The organism is Xanthomonas sp. SHU 308, from assembly GCF_000364645.1.
GTDB lineage: Bacteria > Pseudomonadota > Gammaproteobacteria > Xanthomonadales > Xanthomonadaceae > Xanthomonas_A > Xanthomonas_A sontii.
Map to the genome: position 1 here is coordinate 1 of NZ_AQOK01000639.1, position 15,334 is coordinate 15,334.

The 15,334-nt window shown below is 68.7% G+C and carries 13 protein-coding genes; 10 read left to right on the forward strand and 3 right to left on the reverse strand.

Annotated elements, in window-relative coordinates:
- Nucleotides 1-101: 101 nt before the first annotated feature.
- From D588_RS0117760 to D588_RS0117770, 3 genes are all read right to left on the reverse strand, one after another.
- Entirely contained in the window at nt 102-1,307 is a 1,206-nt protein-coding gene (locus D588_RS0117760) for an acetyl-CoA C-acyltransferase (protein ID WP_017916931.1), read from the reverse strand.
- Nucleotides 1,308-1,459: 152 nt separating this feature from the next.
- Complete coding sequence (locus tag D588_RS0117765) at nt 1,460-3,832, reverse strand: 3-hydroxyacyl-CoA dehydrogenase/enoyl-CoA hydratase family protein (RefSeq protein WP_017916932.1); 2,373 nt, start codon at nt 3,830-3,832, stop codon at nt 1,460-1,462.
- A gap of 34 nt (nt 3,833-3,866) precedes the next feature.
- On the reverse strand, nt 3,867-4,499 hold the full coding sequence (locus D588_RS0117770) for a TetR family transcriptional regulator (RefSeq protein WP_017916933.1): 633 nt from the start codon (nt 4,497-4,499) through the stop codon (nt 3,867-3,869).
- Between the two features lie 214 nt (nt 4,500-4,713).
- On the opposite strand from D588_RS0117770, the gene ndk reads away from it, so the two are divergent.
- The 10 genes from ndk (at nt 4,714) to moeB (ending at nt 14,636) form a co-directional block, all read left to right on the forward strand.
- The gene (gene ndk / locus D588_RS0117775) at nt 4,714-5,139 is read left to right on the forward strand and encodes a nucleoside-diphosphate kinase (RefSeq protein WP_002812972.1); all 426 of its coding nucleotides are present in this window, start codon (nt 4,714-4,716) and stop codon (nt 5,137-5,139) included.
- A gap of 35 nt (nt 5,140-5,174) precedes the next feature.
- Nucleotides 5,175-6,356: a 23S rRNA (adenine(2503)-C(2))-methyltransferase RlmN gene (gene rlmN / locus D588_RS0117780; RefSeq protein WP_017910708.1), complete on the forward strand. Its 1,182-nt coding sequence runs from the start codon at nt 5,175-5,177 to the stop codon at nt 6,354-6,356.
- 13 nt (nt 6,357-6,369) lie between these two features.
- The gene (gene pilW, locus D588_RS0117785) at nt 6,370-7,161 is read left to right on the forward strand and encodes a type IV pilus biogenesis/stability protein PilW (RefSeq protein WP_026143845.1); all 792 of its coding nucleotides are present in this window, start codon (nt 6,370-6,372) and stop codon (nt 7,159-7,161) included.
- Nucleotides 7,158-8,033 (forward strand): RodZ domain-containing protein, encoded by an 876-nt coding sequence (locus D588_RS0117790; RefSeq protein ID WP_017910710.1) that lies wholly within the window; start codon nt 7,158-7,160, stop codon nt 8,031-8,033. The genes pilW and D588_RS0117790 overlap by 4 nt, the downstream gene beginning before the upstream one ends.
- Nucleotides 8,034-8,097: 64 nt before the next feature.
- Nucleotides 8,098-8,736, forward strand: coding sequence for a tetratricopeptide repeat protein (locus D588_RS0117795; protein ID WP_017913736.1), 639 nt, complete (start codon nt 8,098-8,100; stop codon nt 8,734-8,736).
- Nucleotides 8,736-10,091: an outer membrane protein assembly factor BamB gene (gene bamB, locus D588_RS0117800; RefSeq protein WP_017910712.1), complete on the forward strand. Its 1,356-nt coding sequence runs from the start codon at nt 8,736-8,738 to the stop codon at nt 10,089-10,091. The genes D588_RS0117795 and bamB overlap by 1 nt, the downstream gene beginning before the upstream one ends.
- 18 nt (nt 10,092-10,109) lie before the next feature.
- Nucleotides 10,110-11,507: a ribosome biogenesis GTPase Der gene (der, locus tag D588_RS0117805; RefSeq protein WP_017910713.1), complete on the forward strand. Its 1,398-nt coding sequence runs from the start codon at nt 10,110-10,112 to the stop codon at nt 11,505-11,507.
- Nucleotides 11,508-11,514: 7 nt separating this feature from the next.
- Nucleotides 11,515-12,120, forward strand: a complete 606-nt coding sequence (locus tag D588_RS0117810; protein ID WP_017916935.1) for a molybdenum cofactor guanylyltransferase — start codon at nt 11,515-11,517, stop codon at nt 12,118-12,120.
- A complete protein-coding gene (gene glp / locus D588_RS0117815; RefSeq protein ID WP_017916936.1) occupies nt 12,117-13,334 on the forward strand; it encodes a gephyrin-like molybdotransferase Glp in 1,218 nt (405 codons plus the stop codon). The genes D588_RS0117810 and glp overlap by 4 nt, the downstream gene beginning before the upstream one ends.
- Before the next feature lie 165 nt (nt 13,335-13,499).
- Nucleotides 13,500-14,636, forward strand: a complete 1,137-nt coding sequence (moeB, locus tag D588_RS0117820; RefSeq protein ID WP_017916937.1) for a molybdopterin-synthase adenylyltransferase MoeB — start codon at nt 13,500-13,502, stop codon at nt 14,634-14,636.
- Nucleotides 14,637-15,334 lie beyond the last annotated feature (698 nt).

Below are 15,334 nucleotides of genomic sequence, written 5' to 3' on the forward strand. Positions count from 1 at the left end.
CCCTCACCCCAACCCCTCTCCCGGTGGGAGAGGGGCTGTGTACTGCTCCCTTCTCCCGTCGGGTGGCCCGCAGGGCCGGATGAGCAGAGGGCGCCGCGCGCTTACAGCGCTTCGATGATCCCCGCGGCGCCCATGCCGGTGCCGATGCACATGGTGACCATGCCGTACTTCTGCTTGTGGCGACGCAGGCCGTGCACCAGGGTCGCGGTGCGGATCGCGCCGGTGGCGCCGAGCGGATGGCCCAGGGCAATGGCGCCGCCCAGCGGATTCACCTTGGACGGATCCAGGCCGCTGTCGCGGATCACCGCCAGCGACTGCGCGGCGAAGGCTTCGTTGAGCTCGATCCAGTCCAGTTGGTCCTTGCTCAGGCCGGCCTGCTTGAGCGCCTTCGGAATCGCCTCGATCGGGCCGATGCCCATCACTTCCGGGCGCACGCCGGCGACCGAGAAGCTGACGAAGCGGGCCAGCGGGGTCAGCCCGTAGTCCTTGATCGCCTGCTCGGAGGCCAGCAGCACCGCACCGGCGCCGTCGCTCATCTGCGAGGAGTTGCCGGCGGTGACGCTGCCGCCGAACTGGCCGTTGCGGAACACCGGGCGCAGCTTGGCCAGGCCTTCGATCGAGCTGTCCGGACGCGGACCTTCGTCCGTATCGACCAGCTTCTTGCGCAGGGCGATGACGTTGTCGGCCAGGTCGGGCTGGTGCGAGAGGATCTCGTAGGGGCTGATCTCGTCGCGGAACTCGCCGGCGGCGATCGCGGCGATGGCCTTCTGGTGCGAGGCGAGGGCGAAGGCATCCTGGTCCTCGCGCGACACCTTCCATTCCTCGGCCACCTTCTCGGCGGTGATGCCCATGCCGTAGGCGATGGCCACGTGGTCGTCGGCGAACACGCTCGGCGACAGCGCGACCTTGTTGCCCATCATCGGCACCATCGACATCGATTCGGTGCCGCCGGCCAGCATCAGGTCGGCGTTGCCCAGGCGGATCTGGTCGGCGGCCAGCGCCACCGCCTGGATGCCCGAGGAGCAGAAGCGGTTGATGGTCTGCCCGGCCACCGAGTTCGGCAGGCCGGCCAGCAGCACGCCGATGCGTGCCACGTTCATGCCTTGCTCGCCCTCGGGCATCGCGCAGCCGATGATCGCGTCGTCGATGCGCGAGGTGTCGATGCCCGGTGCCTGCGCCACCACCGCGCGCAGCACGTGCGCCAGCATGTCGTCGGGACGGGTGTTGCGGAACATGCCCTTGGGCGCCTTGCCGACCGGCGTACGGGTGGCGGCGACGATGTAGGCTTCCTGGATCTGTTTGCTCATGGCTTTCTCCGAAAGCCGGGAATGGGGAATGGGGAGTCGGGAATCGTGAAGCGATTCGCGCGATCTGCAGCAGTCCTATTTCCGGCAGAAAATTAGGGGTAGAAGGAGGAGCCGGGAATGCGTTTCCATTCCCGATTCCCCATTCCCGATTCTCAGTTCCTAAGCGGCTTGCCCGTCTTCAGCATGTGCCCGATGCGCGCCTGGGTCTTTTCCTGCTGGGCCAGTTCGACGAAGTGCTTGCGCTCGAGCTTGAGCAGCCATTCCTCGTCCACCAGCGCGCCGCGGTCGACCTCGCCGCCGCACAGCACGGTGGCGATGCGGGTGGCGATCTCGTAGTCGTATTCGCTGATGAAGCGGCCTTCCAGCATGTTGACCAGCAGCATCTTGAAGGTGGCGATGCCGACGTCGCCGGCGACTTGGATGCGTCGCGCCGGCAGCGGCGGGCGGTAGCCGCCCTCGGCCAGGGCGCGCGCCTCGGCCTTGGCGATGTAGAGCGATTCGTAGCTGTTGAACACCACCTTGTCGGTGCCGCGCAGCAGGCCCAGTTCCTTGGCGTTGACCGCCGAGGTGGAAACCTTGGCCATGGCCACGGTCTCGAAGGTCTTCTTCAGCTCGGCGAACACGTCGCCGCCCGGACCCGCCGCCTGCGCCGCGCGCACCGCGATCTCCTTGAGGCCGCCACCGGCCGGCAGCAGGCCCACGCCGGCCTCGACCAGGCCGATGTAGCTCTCCAGCGCGGCCACGGTCTTGGCGCTGTGCATCTGGAACTCGCAACCGCCGCCGAGCGCCAGCCCGCGCACCGCCGCGACCACCGGCACCAGCGAGTACTTAATGCGCTGGCTGGTGGCCTGGAAGTTGGCGACCATCGCCTCGAACGCATCGACCTTGCCGGCCTGCAGCAGGCCCAGCGCGCCGGCCAGGTCGGCGCCGGCGGAGAAGGGTTCCTTGTGCTGCCACAGCACCAGGCCCTTGAAGTCCTTCTCGGCGCGGCCCACCGCTTCCTGAAGGCCGTCCAGCACCTGGTCGGAGACGGTGTTCATCTTGGTCTTGAAGCTGACCACGGCGATGTCGTCGCCGTCGTGCCACATGCGCAGGCCGTCGTTCTCGAACACGGTCTCGCCCTGTGCGAACTTCTCGCCCAGCAGCGGATCGGGGAAGCGCTGGCGCTTGTACACCGGCAGCGCCGAGCGCGGCAGCTTGGCGTCGCGCGCCGGGCTGTACGAACCTTCGGCGGCGTGCACGCCGTCGCGGCCATCGAACACCCAGTTCGGCAGCGGCGCGCTGCTCATGCTCTTGCCGGCGGCGATGTCGTCGGCGATCCACTGCGCGACCTGCTTCCAGCCCGCGGCCTGCCAGGTCTCGAACGGACCCAGCGCCCAGCCGTAGCCCCAGCGGATCGCCAGGTCCACGTCGCGCGCGGTCTCGGCGATGTCGGCCAGGTGGTAGGCGCTGTAGTGGAACAGGTCGCGGAAGGTCGCCCACAGGAACTGCGCTTGCGGATGCTGGCTCTCGCGCAGCTTGGCGAACTTCTCGGCCGGGTTCTTGATCTTCAGGATCTCGACGACTTCCGGTGCGGCGGCGCGGTCGGCCGGGCGGTAGTCCTGCTTCTGCAGGTCCAGCACCACGATGTCCTTGCCGACCTTGCGGAAGATGCCGGCGCCGGTCTTCTGGCCCAGCGCGCCCTTGCCGATCAGCGCCTCCAGCCACTTCGGCGCCTTGAAGAAGGCATGCCACGGATCGTTCGGCAGGGTGTCGCCCATGGTCTTGATGACGTGCGCCATGGTGTCCAGGCCGACCACGTCGGAGGTGCGGTAGGTCGCCGACTTGGGACGGCCGACCAGCGGGCCGGTGAGACCGTCGACCTCGTCGAAGCCCAGGCCGAACTGCTCGGTGTGGTGGATGGTGGACAGGATCGAGAACACGCCGATGCGGTTGCCGATGAAGTTCGGGGTGTCCTTGGCGTAGACCACGCCCTTGCCCAGGGTGGTGACCAGGAAGCTTTCCAGGCCTTCCAGCACCGCCGGCTCGGTGTGCTTGGCCGGGATCAGTTCGGCCAGGTGCATGTAGCGCGGCGGGTTGAAGAAGTGCACGCCGCAGAAGCGGTGGCGCAGCTGTTCCGGCAGCACGTCGGACAGGGCGTTGATGCCCAGGCCGGAGGTGTTGGAGGCCAGCACCGCATGGTCGGCCACGAACGGCGCGATCTTCTTGTAGAGGTCCTGTTTCCAGTCCATGCGCTCGGCGATGGCTTCGATGATCAGGTCGCAGCCGCGCAGCTGCTCCAGGCCGGAGTCGTAGTTGGCCGTGGTGATGGCCTCGGCCAGCGCGGTGCTGGCCAGCGGCGCCGGGCTGAGCTTGGTCAGGTTGGCGATCGCCTTGAGCACCACGCCATCGGCGGGGCCTTCCTTGGCGGGGAGGTCGAACAGCACGGTGTCGACGCCGGCGTTGGTCAGGTGCGCAGCGATCTGCGCACCCATCACGCCCGCGCCCAGGACGGCGGCACGGCGGACGAGCAGGGGATTGGACATAGCGATCAGCCTCTGTGGGTCAACGTTTGCGGGATCAGGGAACCGAATGGGCGAGGAAGCCGGCTTCGGCGAAACGGATGAGTTCGCGGGCGGCGTGGGCACGATGCGCGCCCTCGCTGACGCCGGCGGGGCGCTTGATCAGGCCGAAGTCGGCCATGGCGTAGGTCAGGGCGCCGGCCAGGAAATCCAGGCGCCAGTAAAGTTCCTGCTTGCTCAGCCCGGGCACGCAGGCGGCGATGGCCTTGCCGAACTCGCGCAGCACATGGCCGTAGTGGTCGGACAGGAACTGGCGCAGGCTGTCGTTGTTCTCGGCATAGGCGCGGGCGATCACCCGCACGAAGGCGCCGCCGCTCTGCCGCTCCTGGGCCATCGCCAGGGCCGGCTCGACGAAGGCCGCCAGTACCGGACCGAGCTGGCCGGGATGCTGCCGTTGCGCGGCTTCCAGCTGCGCCATGCGCGCGGCGGTCATTTCGTCCATGCGCCGCCGGAACACCTCGTTGACCAGGTTTTCCTTGGACCCGAAGTGGTAGTTCACCGCGGCGATGTTGACATCGGCCTGGCTGGTGACCTGGCGCAGCGAGGTGCCGGAAAAGCCGTGTTGCGCGAACAGTTCCTCGGCCGCACTGAGGATGCGGTCCTTGGTCGAGAAGTGCGCTTGCTTTGCCATGCGGCCGCCAGAATCAATCAAACGATTGTTTGAGTCTAGGCCCGGGCGGTGGGCGCGTCATGCTGCTTTGCAGCACGATTCAGCCTGGCCGTGCAAAGCCGGCGCCGATTGGATAGAATTGTCCATCGCAATTCTGGCTAAGCCCGCGTTTTGACGCGGGTTTTTTTCATGTTAACCTCGGGCCTTCAGTGGCCCGCCCAACGGAGAACTTCCCATGGCGCTGGAGCGCACCCTGTCCATCATCAAGCCCGATGCCGTCGCCAAGAACGTCATCGGCGAAATCTACTCGCGCTTCGAGAAGGCCGGCCTGAAGGTCGTGGCCGCCAAGTACAAGCAGCTGTCGCGCCGCGAGGCCGAGGGCTTCTACGCCGTGCACCGCGAGCGTCCGTTCTTCAACGCGCTGGTCGAGTTCATGATCTCCGGCCCGGTGATGATCCAGGCGCTGGAAGGCGAGAACGCCGTGGCCGCGCACCGCGACCTGCTGGGCGCCACCAACCCGAAGGACGCTGCGCCGGGCACCATCCGCGCCGACTTCGCCGATTCGATCGACGCCAACGCCGCGCACGGCTCGGATTCGGTCGAGAACGCCGCCAACGAAGTGGCGTACTTCTTCGCCGCCACTGAAGTGGTTTCGCGCTAAGCGAGGTCGTCGTGAACGAGGTCGTCCATCCTCCCTTGGCCATCGCCGATCCCGTGCGGACCGGCGCGGCGGCCAAGCAGAATCTGCTCGACCTCGATCGCGAGGGGCTGGAGCGCTTCTTCGCCGAGACCCTCGGCGAAGCGCGTTACCGCGCCCACCAGGTGATGAAGTGGATCCACCACCGCTACGTCACCGACTTCGATCAGATGACCGACCTCGGCAAGGCGCTGCGCGCCAAGCTGCAGCAGCATGCCGAGGTCGTCGTCCCCAATATCGTGTTCGACAAGCCTTCCGCCGACGGCACCCACAAGTGGCTGCTGGCGATGGGCGTGGACGGCAAGAACGCGATCGAGACCGTCTACATCCCCGACAAGACCCGCGGCACGCTGTGCGTGTCCTCGCAGGTCGGCTGCGGCCTCAACTGCACCTTCTGCTCCACCGCCACCCAGGGATTCAACCGCAACCTCTCCACCGCCGAGATCATCGGCCAGGTGTGGGTGGCGGCGCGGCATCTGGGCAACGTGCCGCACCAGATGCGCCGCCTCACCAACGTGGTGATGATGGGCATGGGCGAGCCGCTGATGAATTTCGACAACGTCGTGCGCGCCATGAGCGTGATGCGCGACGACCTGGGCTACGGCCTGGCCAACAAACGCGTGACCCTGTCCACCTCGGGCCTGGTGCCGCAGATCGACCGCCTGTCCAGCGAGAGCGACGTGTCGCTGGCGGTGTCGCTGCATGCGCCCAACGACGCGCTGCGCGAGACCCTGGTCCCGCTCAACAAGAAGTACCCGATCGCCGAACTGATGGATGCCTGTGCGCGCTACCTGCGCGCCAACAAGCGCCGCGAGTCGGTGACGTTCGAATACACCCTGATGAAGGGGATCAACGACCAGCCCGAGCATGCGCGGCAACTGGCGCGGCTGATGCGCCAGTTCGACAATGCGGTGCAGGCGTCGAACGCTGGCAAGGTCAACCTGATCCCGTTCAATCCGTTCCCGGGCACGCGCTACGAGCGCTCCGGCGAGACCGAGATCCGTGCATTCCAGAAGATCCTGCTGGACGCACAGGTGCTGACCATGGTGCGGCGCACGCGCGGCGACGACATCGATGCGGCCTGCGGGCAGCTCAAGGGGCAGGTCATGGACCGTACCCGCCGGCAGGCCGAGTTCAAGCGCGAATTGCAGACGCGGGCGGATCGGGATGCGGCGGCGTAGCCAAGTGCGTTCCATCGCGGTGGTGGCGATCGCAGTGCTGGCCTTGCCGGGCTGCAACTGGATCGCTGCGAAAACCGGCACCGTGCGCACCGCCGAACAGGTGCAGCCGCATTATTCCTTCCGCGACAGCCGCGCGGTGAAGTCGCGCGTGGCCTTGCAGGAACAACTGGGCCTGGCCGCCAACGGGCTCGCCTCCAACGACCTGGACGCAGCGCAGACGCATGCGCGCAAGGCGCTGGCAGTGGACGCCGACTCGGTCGACGCACTGACCGTGCTGGCGGTGGTCGCCGATCGCAAAGGCGATGCCGCGACCGCCGGCGGGTACTACCGCAAGGCCGCCGAGCTGGCGCCGAGCAACGGCGCGACCTTGAACAACTACGGTGCCTGGCTGTGCGCGAACGGCTCGCCGGCGGAGTCGCTGGCCTGGTTCGACCGCGCGCTCGCGCTGCAGGACTACGCCACGCCGGCCTCGGCGCTGGCCAACGCCGGCGGCTGCGCACTGCAGGTCGGCCAGCGCGAGCGTGGCGAGCGCGACCTGCGCAAGGCGCTGGAGCTGGATCCGGACAACGCGTACGCACTCGAGGCGATGGCCCGCAACGAGGTCGCGCAGGGGCGCTTTTTCGAGGCGCGGGCCTTCTCCGAGCGGCGTCTGGCGGCTGCGCCTGCCACCGCTTCCGTGTTACAACTTGCTATTCAGATTGAGCAAAGGCTGGGCGACAAGGCTGCCGCCGGCCGTTACCAACAGCGGTTGCGCAAGGAGTTTCCCGACGCCGCGACCACGACACCCGGGGCTAGTGCATTGTGATCAGTGATTCCAATCCGAACGCTTTCGATGGCGCCAAAGGCTGCGGGCAACAGCTCCGCGAGGCGCGCGAAGCGGCCGGCCTGAGCATCGACGACGTCGGCAGCCGACTGCGCATGCCGGTGCATGTGGTGCAGGCACTCGAGTCGGAGCAGTGGCAGCGCCTTGGCGCGCCGGTCTTTGTCCGCGGGCAGCTGCGCAGCTACGCGCGCCTGCTCGGCGTCGACCTGGAGCCGTTGCTGCAGACCGCGCAGATCGCGCCGGTGCAGCCGGTCGAATTGATCAGCCACACGCATACGCCGCCGCTGCGGCGCATGCTCGAAAGCGCCACGCGGCGCATGGTCTACGTGGTGATCACCGCCGGACTGGCGGTGCCGGTGTGGTACGCCACCCGTAGCCATTTCGCCGACGACAACGGCCCCAGCACCGCCTCGCTGGATGTGGTGCCGGGCACGCCGGGTACGACCGCTGCCGCGACGGCGACGCCGGCCAACGGTGCTGCTGCGCCGGTGCCGACCACGCCGGCGGCCACGCGTCCGGCGCCAAGCGCCGCGGCGCCGTACATCGCTTCGCTGACGCCGATGCCGCGTCCGGCGGCAGAGCCGGAGAAGAACAGTCTGAGCCTGTCGTTCCAGGGCGACAGCTGGGTGCAGATCCTCGCGCCCGACGGCACGCCGGTGGAGAAGGCACTGCTGAAGGCCGGCGAGACCCGCACGTATGCGCCGGGGCAGGTCGGGCGTGTGGTGCTGGGCAATGCCTCCGCGGTCCAGGTTCAGCAATCCGGGAGTACCGTGGATCTGACCCCGTTCAGGCGCGCGAACGTGGCGCGCTTTGCGGTATCCTCTGACGGTTCCGTGGTGCCCGCTTCCGAGTGACGGCGGCGCGGTTCCTCATCTTCAACATTTCATGTCCCGTCGCAGCGGCGGGGCGAGAGTACGCATGGCGATTGACGACCTGCTCGACGAGCACGAACAAAGCGAACGCGTCCGCACTTGGCTCAGGAAGAACGGCGCCGGCCTGATCGGCGGTATCGTCCTGGGCCTTGGCGCGATCATCGGCTGGCAGTGGTGGACCAAGCAGCGGTCCAACGATCTGGCCCAGGCCAACACCCGCTACGAAGCGGTGCTCAAGAGCATCCAGGCCAATCAGCTGGACAAGGCAGCCAAGGACATGGCCGAACTGCAGCAGGGCTCGACCAACATCTACGCCGAACTGGCGGCGCTGCGCCTGGCCAAGGCGCAGGTCGATGCCGGCAAGTCCGATGCCGCGTTGACCACGCTGCGCGCGCTCAAGGCGGACGGCGAAATGAAGGTGCTGGTCGACCATCGCGTGGCGCGGTTGCTGATTTCCGGCGGCAAGCCGCAGGACGCGCTGGCGCTGGTGGCCTCGGCCACCGATTCGCAGGGTCTGGAGATTCGCGGCGATGCGCTGATCGCGCAGGGCAAGCGCGAGGCGGCGCGTGATGCGTACGCCAAGGCGCTGACCAGCCTGGACGTGGCCTCGCCGCAGCGGCGCGTGGTCGAAACGAAATTGATGGATGCGGGCGGCAGCGTGCCGAATGCCGCGGAGCCGATCTGATGAAGGTAGTCATGTTCAAGCGTGTCGCCACCGTGGCCCTGCTGGGTCTGGCCTTGTCGGGCTGCACCACCGTCAAGGGCTGGTTCGCCGGCAAGGATGCGGCCGCCAAGAAAGCCGCCGAGCCGGCCGAACTGGTGAAGTTCACCCCGTCGGTGAAGGTGGTGAAGCTGTGGTCCACCGACGCCGGCAAGGGTGAGCGCCAGATCGGCGTGCGCCAGCGTCCGGTGGTCGCCGACGGCAAGGTGTATGCGGCCGCGACCTCCGGCACGGTGTACGCGCTGGATCTGCAGACCGGCAAGACCATTTGGGAATACGACGCCAAGCAGGCGCGCAAGCAGCAGCTGTCGCAGGCCGAGGACCAGCCGAAGAGCCAGGTCGAGAGCGAGTCCGGCAAGAACCTGTCCAAGGACGAGCGCGCCGCCTACAAGCAGCGCCTGCGCAACGAGAAGCAGCAGGCCAAGGAGCGCAAGCGGCTCGAGAAGAAGCGTCCGCTGCCGCGTTTCGCCGGTGGTCCGGGCGTGGGCGACGGCCTGGTGGTCGTCGGTGCGCTGGACGGCGCCGTGATCGCGCTCGATGCCGCCAACGGCACCGAGAAGTGGCGCGCCAAGGTGCCCAACGAAGTGATCGCCGCGCCGGTGATCGCGCAGAACATGGTGTTCGTGCGCAGCAACGACGGCCGCACCACCGCCTTCGATGCGGCGACCGGGCAGCAGCGCTGGTTCAATGCGCAGGAACTGCCGAGCCTGACCGTGCGCGGCAATGCGCCGGTGGTGGCGGGTCCGGGCGTGCTGTTCATCGGCAACGACGACGGCACGCTGGCCGCGCTGGCGATGCAGGACGGTCGCGTGCTGTGGGAGCAGACCATCGGCGTGCCGGAAGGCCGCACCGAGCTGGAGCGCATGGCCGACGTCGACGGCGCTCCGGTGCTCGACGGTACCACGCTGTATGCGACCAGCTTCAAGAACGAGACCGTGGCGCTGGAAGGCCCGAGCGGCCGCCCGCTGTGGAACCGCGATCATGGCGGCGCCGGCGGTGTCGGCGTCAGTTCCGGCAACGTGGTGGTGGCCGACAACGCCGGCACCGTGTGGGCGCTGGACAAGGCCTCCGGATCGGCCATGTGGTCGCAGCCGGGGCTGGCGCGCCGGTCGCTGACCGGCGTGGCGATCCAGGGCGATTACGCGGTGGTCGGCGACTACAAGGGCTATCTGCACTGGCTCCGGCTCGATAACGGCGAGTTCGCCGCGCGCGAGCGGGTCGGCCGCAAGCCGCTGGTGGCGCAGCCGGTGGTCGCGGACGGGATCCTGCTGATGCAGAACACGAAAGGCGACCTGACCGCGTTCCGGTTGGGTCAATAACAAGAGAAGGATGTCGCGATGCTGCCGCTGGTCGCCCTGGTTGGACGGCCGAATGTCGGCAAGTCCACGCTGTTCAATGCGCTGACGCGCAGCCGTGACGCGCTGGTCCACGACCAGCCCGGCGTCACCCGCGACCGCCACTACGGGGTATGCCGGCTGCAGCCGGACACCCCGTTCGTGATCGTCGACACCGGCGGCATCTCCGGCGAAGAGGAAGGCCTGGCCGGCGCCACGGCCGAGCAGGCGCGCGCCGCCGCCGGCGAGGCCGACCTGATCCTGTTCGTGGTCGATGGTCGCGAGGGATCGTCCGCGCTCGACGACGAGATCCTGGCCTGGCTGCGCAAGCTGGCGCGGCCGACCCTGCTGCTGATCAACAAGATCGACGGCACCGACGAGGACCAGGTGCGCGCCGAATTCGCGCGCTACGGCCTCGGCGACGCCATCGCGGTCTCCGCCGCGCATCGCCACGGCATCGACGACCTGCTCGACGAGGTCCTGGAGCGGCTGCCGGAAGAGGGCGCCGGCGAGACCCTGGACACCGATCCGGCGCGCATGCGCATCGCCTTCGTCGGCCGCCCGAACGTGGGCAAGTCGACCCTGGTCAATCGCCTGCTGGGCGAGGAGCGCATGATCGCCTCCGAGGTGCCCGGCACCACCCGCGACTCGATCGCGGTGGACCTGGAGCGCGATGGCCGCCTGTACCGTCTGATCGACACCGCCGGCCTGCGTCGCCGCGGCCGCGTCGAGGAAGCGGTGGAGAAGTTCAGCGCGTTCAAGACGCTGCAGGCCATCGAGCAATGCCAGGTCGCGGTGCTGATGCTCGATGCCGGCGAGGGCGTGACCGATCAGGACGCGACCGTGCTCGGCGCGATCCTCGACGCCGGCCGCGCCCTGGTGGTGGCGATCAACAAGTGGGACGGGCAGAGCGACTACCAGCGTGCGCAGGCCGAAGACCTGCTGTCGCGCAAGCTCGGCTTCGTGGCCTGGGCCGAGGCGGTGCGCATTTCGGCCAAGCACGGCTCGGGCATGCGCGAACTGTTTCAGGCGATCCATCGCGCGCACGCCTCGGCGGTGCGCGAGTTCAGCACCAGCGAAGTCAACCAGGCGCTGGAAATCGCCTACGAGAGCAATCCGCCGCCGAGCATCCGCGGTCACGTCTCCAAGCTGCGCTACGTGCATCCGGGCGGCAGCAATCCGCCGACCTTCATCGTCCACGGCACGCGCCTGAAGGTGCTGCCGGAGTCGTACAAGCGCTACCTGGAGAACTTCTTCCGCAAGCGCTTCAAGCTGGTCGGCACGCCGGTGCGCTTCATGTTCCGCGAAGGCGCCAATCCGTACGAAGGCAAGAAGAACGTGCTGACCGAGCGCCAGATCGCCAAGAAGCGGCGCCTGATGAAGCACGTCCGCGGCAAGTAGCCGCACGATGGATACGCGGCGCGCGATCACCCTCGGCATTCTCGCCGGCGGCCGCGCGCAACGCCTGGGCGGATGCGACAAGGCCTGGCTGCAGCGCGATGGACAGGCGCAGGTGCAATGGCTGGTGCAGGCGCTGGCGCCTCAGGTCGCCCAAGTGCTGGTCAGCGCCAACCGCAGCTTGCCGCGCTATGCCGCCATCGGCCTGCAGGCCGTACCGGACCGCGTCGCGGCACCGGCCGGGGCGGAACGTTCCTTGGGACCGATCGCCGGGCTGGACGCGCTTGCCGCCGCCTGCGCCACGCCCTGGCTGCTGACCGTGCCGGTCGATATCTGCGTGTTGCCGCGTGATCTGCCTGCGGTGCTGGCCGCAGCCGCTGACGAGTGCGATGGCGCCTGGGTCGAGGATGCCGCCGGCGCGCAGCCGCTGGTGGCGCTGTACCGATTGGCCGCGCTGCGCCCGGCGCTGGAGGAGGCGCTGGCAGCCGCCCGCTACGCGCCACGCTCATTGCAGCAGCGCCTGCGGATGCGGCCGGTGCCGCTGCCGGAGATCGTGCTGGGCAATCTGAACACGCCGCAGGATCTGGCCGCAGCGGGTATCCTGCCGCCATCATGACCGACTATCCCTCCCGGATCGCCTACACCGACGCGCTGGCGATCGTCGCTGCCGCTGCGCGTGCCCGTCCCGTCAACAGCGAGCGCCTGGCGGCGTCGCGCGCCGATGGCCGCATCCTGCTGGAACCGCTGGATGCGCCGATCGACCTGCCGCCGTTCGCCAACAGCGCGATGGATGGCTTCGCGCTGCGCCATGCCGATCTGACCCCGGGGGCGGCGACCGACTTGCGGCTGGCCGGCGAGCAGTTCGCCGGCGCCGATCGGCACCAGGCGCTCGCGCCCGGCGAATGCCTGCGGGTCACGACCGGCGCGCCACTGCCGGCCGGGGCCGATACGGTGGTGATCAAGGAGAACGTGCACGAGCGCGATGGCCTCGTGCAGGTGCCGGACGGGCTCGCCGCTGGCGCGCATGTGCGGTCGCGTGGCGAAGACGTGCGCGCCGGCGAGCGCGTGCTCGAGGCCGGCATGCTGTTGACGCCTTCGCGCATCGGCCTGGCCGCGGCTTTGGGCGTGGACCAGTTGATGGTGGCGGCGCGGCCGACCGTGGCGGTGTTCGCCACCGGCGACGAACTGGTCGAGCCGGGCCTGCCGTTGCAGCCGGGGCAGATCTACAACAGCAACCGCGACATGTTGATGGCGCAACTGCGCCTGCTCGGCCTGGCGCCGACCGCGTGGCCGACCCTGCCGGACGATCCGCAGCGCATCCAGGCCATGCTCGCCGACGCCGCCTCGGCGTTCGACGTGGTGCTGACCTGCGGCGGCGTCTCTGCCGGCGAGAAGGACTACCTGCCGCGGCTGCTGGCCGAGCATGGCCGCATCCTGTTCTGGAAGGTGCGCATGCGCCCGGGCATGCCGTTGCTGTTCGGCGAGTGGGACCGCGCCCTGTTCCTGGGTCTCCCGGGCAATCCGGTGTCGGTGCTGGCGACCTTCCTGGCGATTGGGCGGCCGTTGCTGGATGCGCTGCAGCGGCGCAGCGAACCGCATCGGGCCTGGCGTGCCCGGCTGGCGGCCGGCTGGGACAAACGCCACGACCGGCTGGAGTTTCTGCGCGGGCGCATGCGCTGCGACGCCCATGGTCAGCTGTGGGCGGAGCCGAATCCCGCGGACGGCTCGCATCGCCTGCGCGGCGCCGCCGACAGCGACGTGCTGCTGCGGCTGGAGGAGGGCGCACGCCAGTTCCAGGCCGGCGACGTGGTCGAGGTGGTGCCGTACTGAGGGCACCCCCTAAGCACCTGCATCCAACATCATCAAGCCGGATACAGGATGCCTGTGGGAATGGTTTCAGCGGGACGGGGCGTTCCCGGGCAAGCGCGTCGCGAGGTTCCTTCAGCCGCGCCGTCGACAGCGGACGCGGAACCGGTTTACGCCGATAATGCGCGCATGGGCATTCGAGAACTGACCCCGGCACAGGCGCAGGCGCGGCAGGCGCAGGGCGCGCGCCTGATCGACATTCGCGAGGAGCACGAGCGCGTCACCGGCATGGCCGAGGGCGCGCAGGGCGTGGCCCGCGCGCAGTTGCAGGCCGACCCGGCTGCCTATCTTGGCGCCGACACCGAGGTGCTGCTGATTTGCCAGAGCGGCAAGCGTTCGCACGACACCGCATTGTTCCTGGAGCAGGCCGGTTACACCCAGGTCGCTTCCGTGCTGGGCGGCACCACGCGCTGGCAGCGCGAAGGCTTGCCGCTGCAGCGGCCGGCGCTGGAACCGGCGCAGGAAGACTTCTTCGACCGCTATTCGCGGCATCTGCGCCTGCCCGAAGTCGGGGTCGAGGGCCAGCGCCGGCTGCAGGCTGCGCGCGTGCTGCTGGTCGGTGCCGGCGGCCTGGGCTCGCCGGCCGGTTTCTACCTGGCCGCGGCCGGGGTGGGGCAGTTGCGCATCGCCGACGACGACGTGGTCGAACGCAGCAATTTGCAGCGGCAGATCCTGCACGGCGACGCGCGGATCGGCCAGGCCAAGGTGGAGTCGGCTGCGGCGAGCCTGGGCGCGTTGAACCCGGGCGTGCGCGTGGAGGCGGTGCGCGAGCGGGTCACCGCGGACAACGTCGAGCGGCTGCTGCAGGACGTGGACGTGGTGCTGGACGGCTCGGACAACTTCCCCGCGCGCTACCTGCTCAACGATGCCTGCGTGAAGCTGGGCAAGCCGCTGGTGTACGGCGCGGTGCAGCGCTTCGAAGGCCAGGTCAGCGTGTTCGATGCCGGCCGTCGGCGCGGGCAGGCGCCATGCTACCGCTGCCTGTTCCCGGAGCCGCCGCCGCCGGAATTCGCGCCGAACTGCGCCGACGCCGGCGTGCTCGGCGTGCTGCCCGGCATCGTCGGGCTGCTGCAGGCCAACGAGGTCTTGAAGCTGCTGCTCGACATCGGCGAACCCCTGCGCGGCCGCCTGCTGCACTTCGACGCACTGGCGATGCGCTTCCGCGAAACCCGCCTGTCCGCCGATCCGCAGTGTCCCTTGTGTGCGCCGGAGCGGCCGTTCCCTGGCTATATCGACTACGCGCGGTTCTGTGGGGCTGAGGGTTAGCTGCTACTAGCTGTCGTTGTACGCGGCGGCATCCGTACCCTCATCCGCCCCTGCGGGGCACCTTCTCCCGGTGGGAGAAGGGAGATGCGGTCTCGATGGCGGAAGCAGCGTCGCGCACGCTCAAGCCCCTCTCCCTCCGGGAGAGGGGTTTGGGTGAGGGTGCGGCGCGAGGCGTCTCGCGATGCAAGGCTGCGCTGGCTTTCGTTGTACGCAGCGGCATCCGTACCCTCATCCGCCCCTTCGGGGCACCTTCTCCCGATGGGAGAAGGGAGGCGGGTCTCGATGGCTGAAGCAACGTCGCGCACGCTCAATCTCAAGCCCCTCTCCCTGCGGGAGAGGGGTTGGGGTGAGGGTACGGCGCGAAGCGACTCGCGATGCAGGGCAGCGCTGGCTTTCGTTGTACGCAGCGGCGCCCGTACCCTCATCCGCCCCTTCGGGGCACCTTCTCCCGATGGGAGAAGGGAGGAGAGATCTCGATGGCTGAAGCAGCGTCGCGCACGCTCAAGTCCCTCTCCCGTCGGGAGAGGGGTTGGGGTGAGGGTACGGCGCGAAGCGACTCGCGATGCCAGCCTGCAATAGTCTTCGTCGTACGCAGCGGCGCCCGTACCCTCATCCGCCCCTTCGTGGCACCTTCTCCCGACGGGAGAAGGGAGGTGCTGGCTCGATGGCTGAAGCAGCGTCGCGCACGCTCAAGCCCC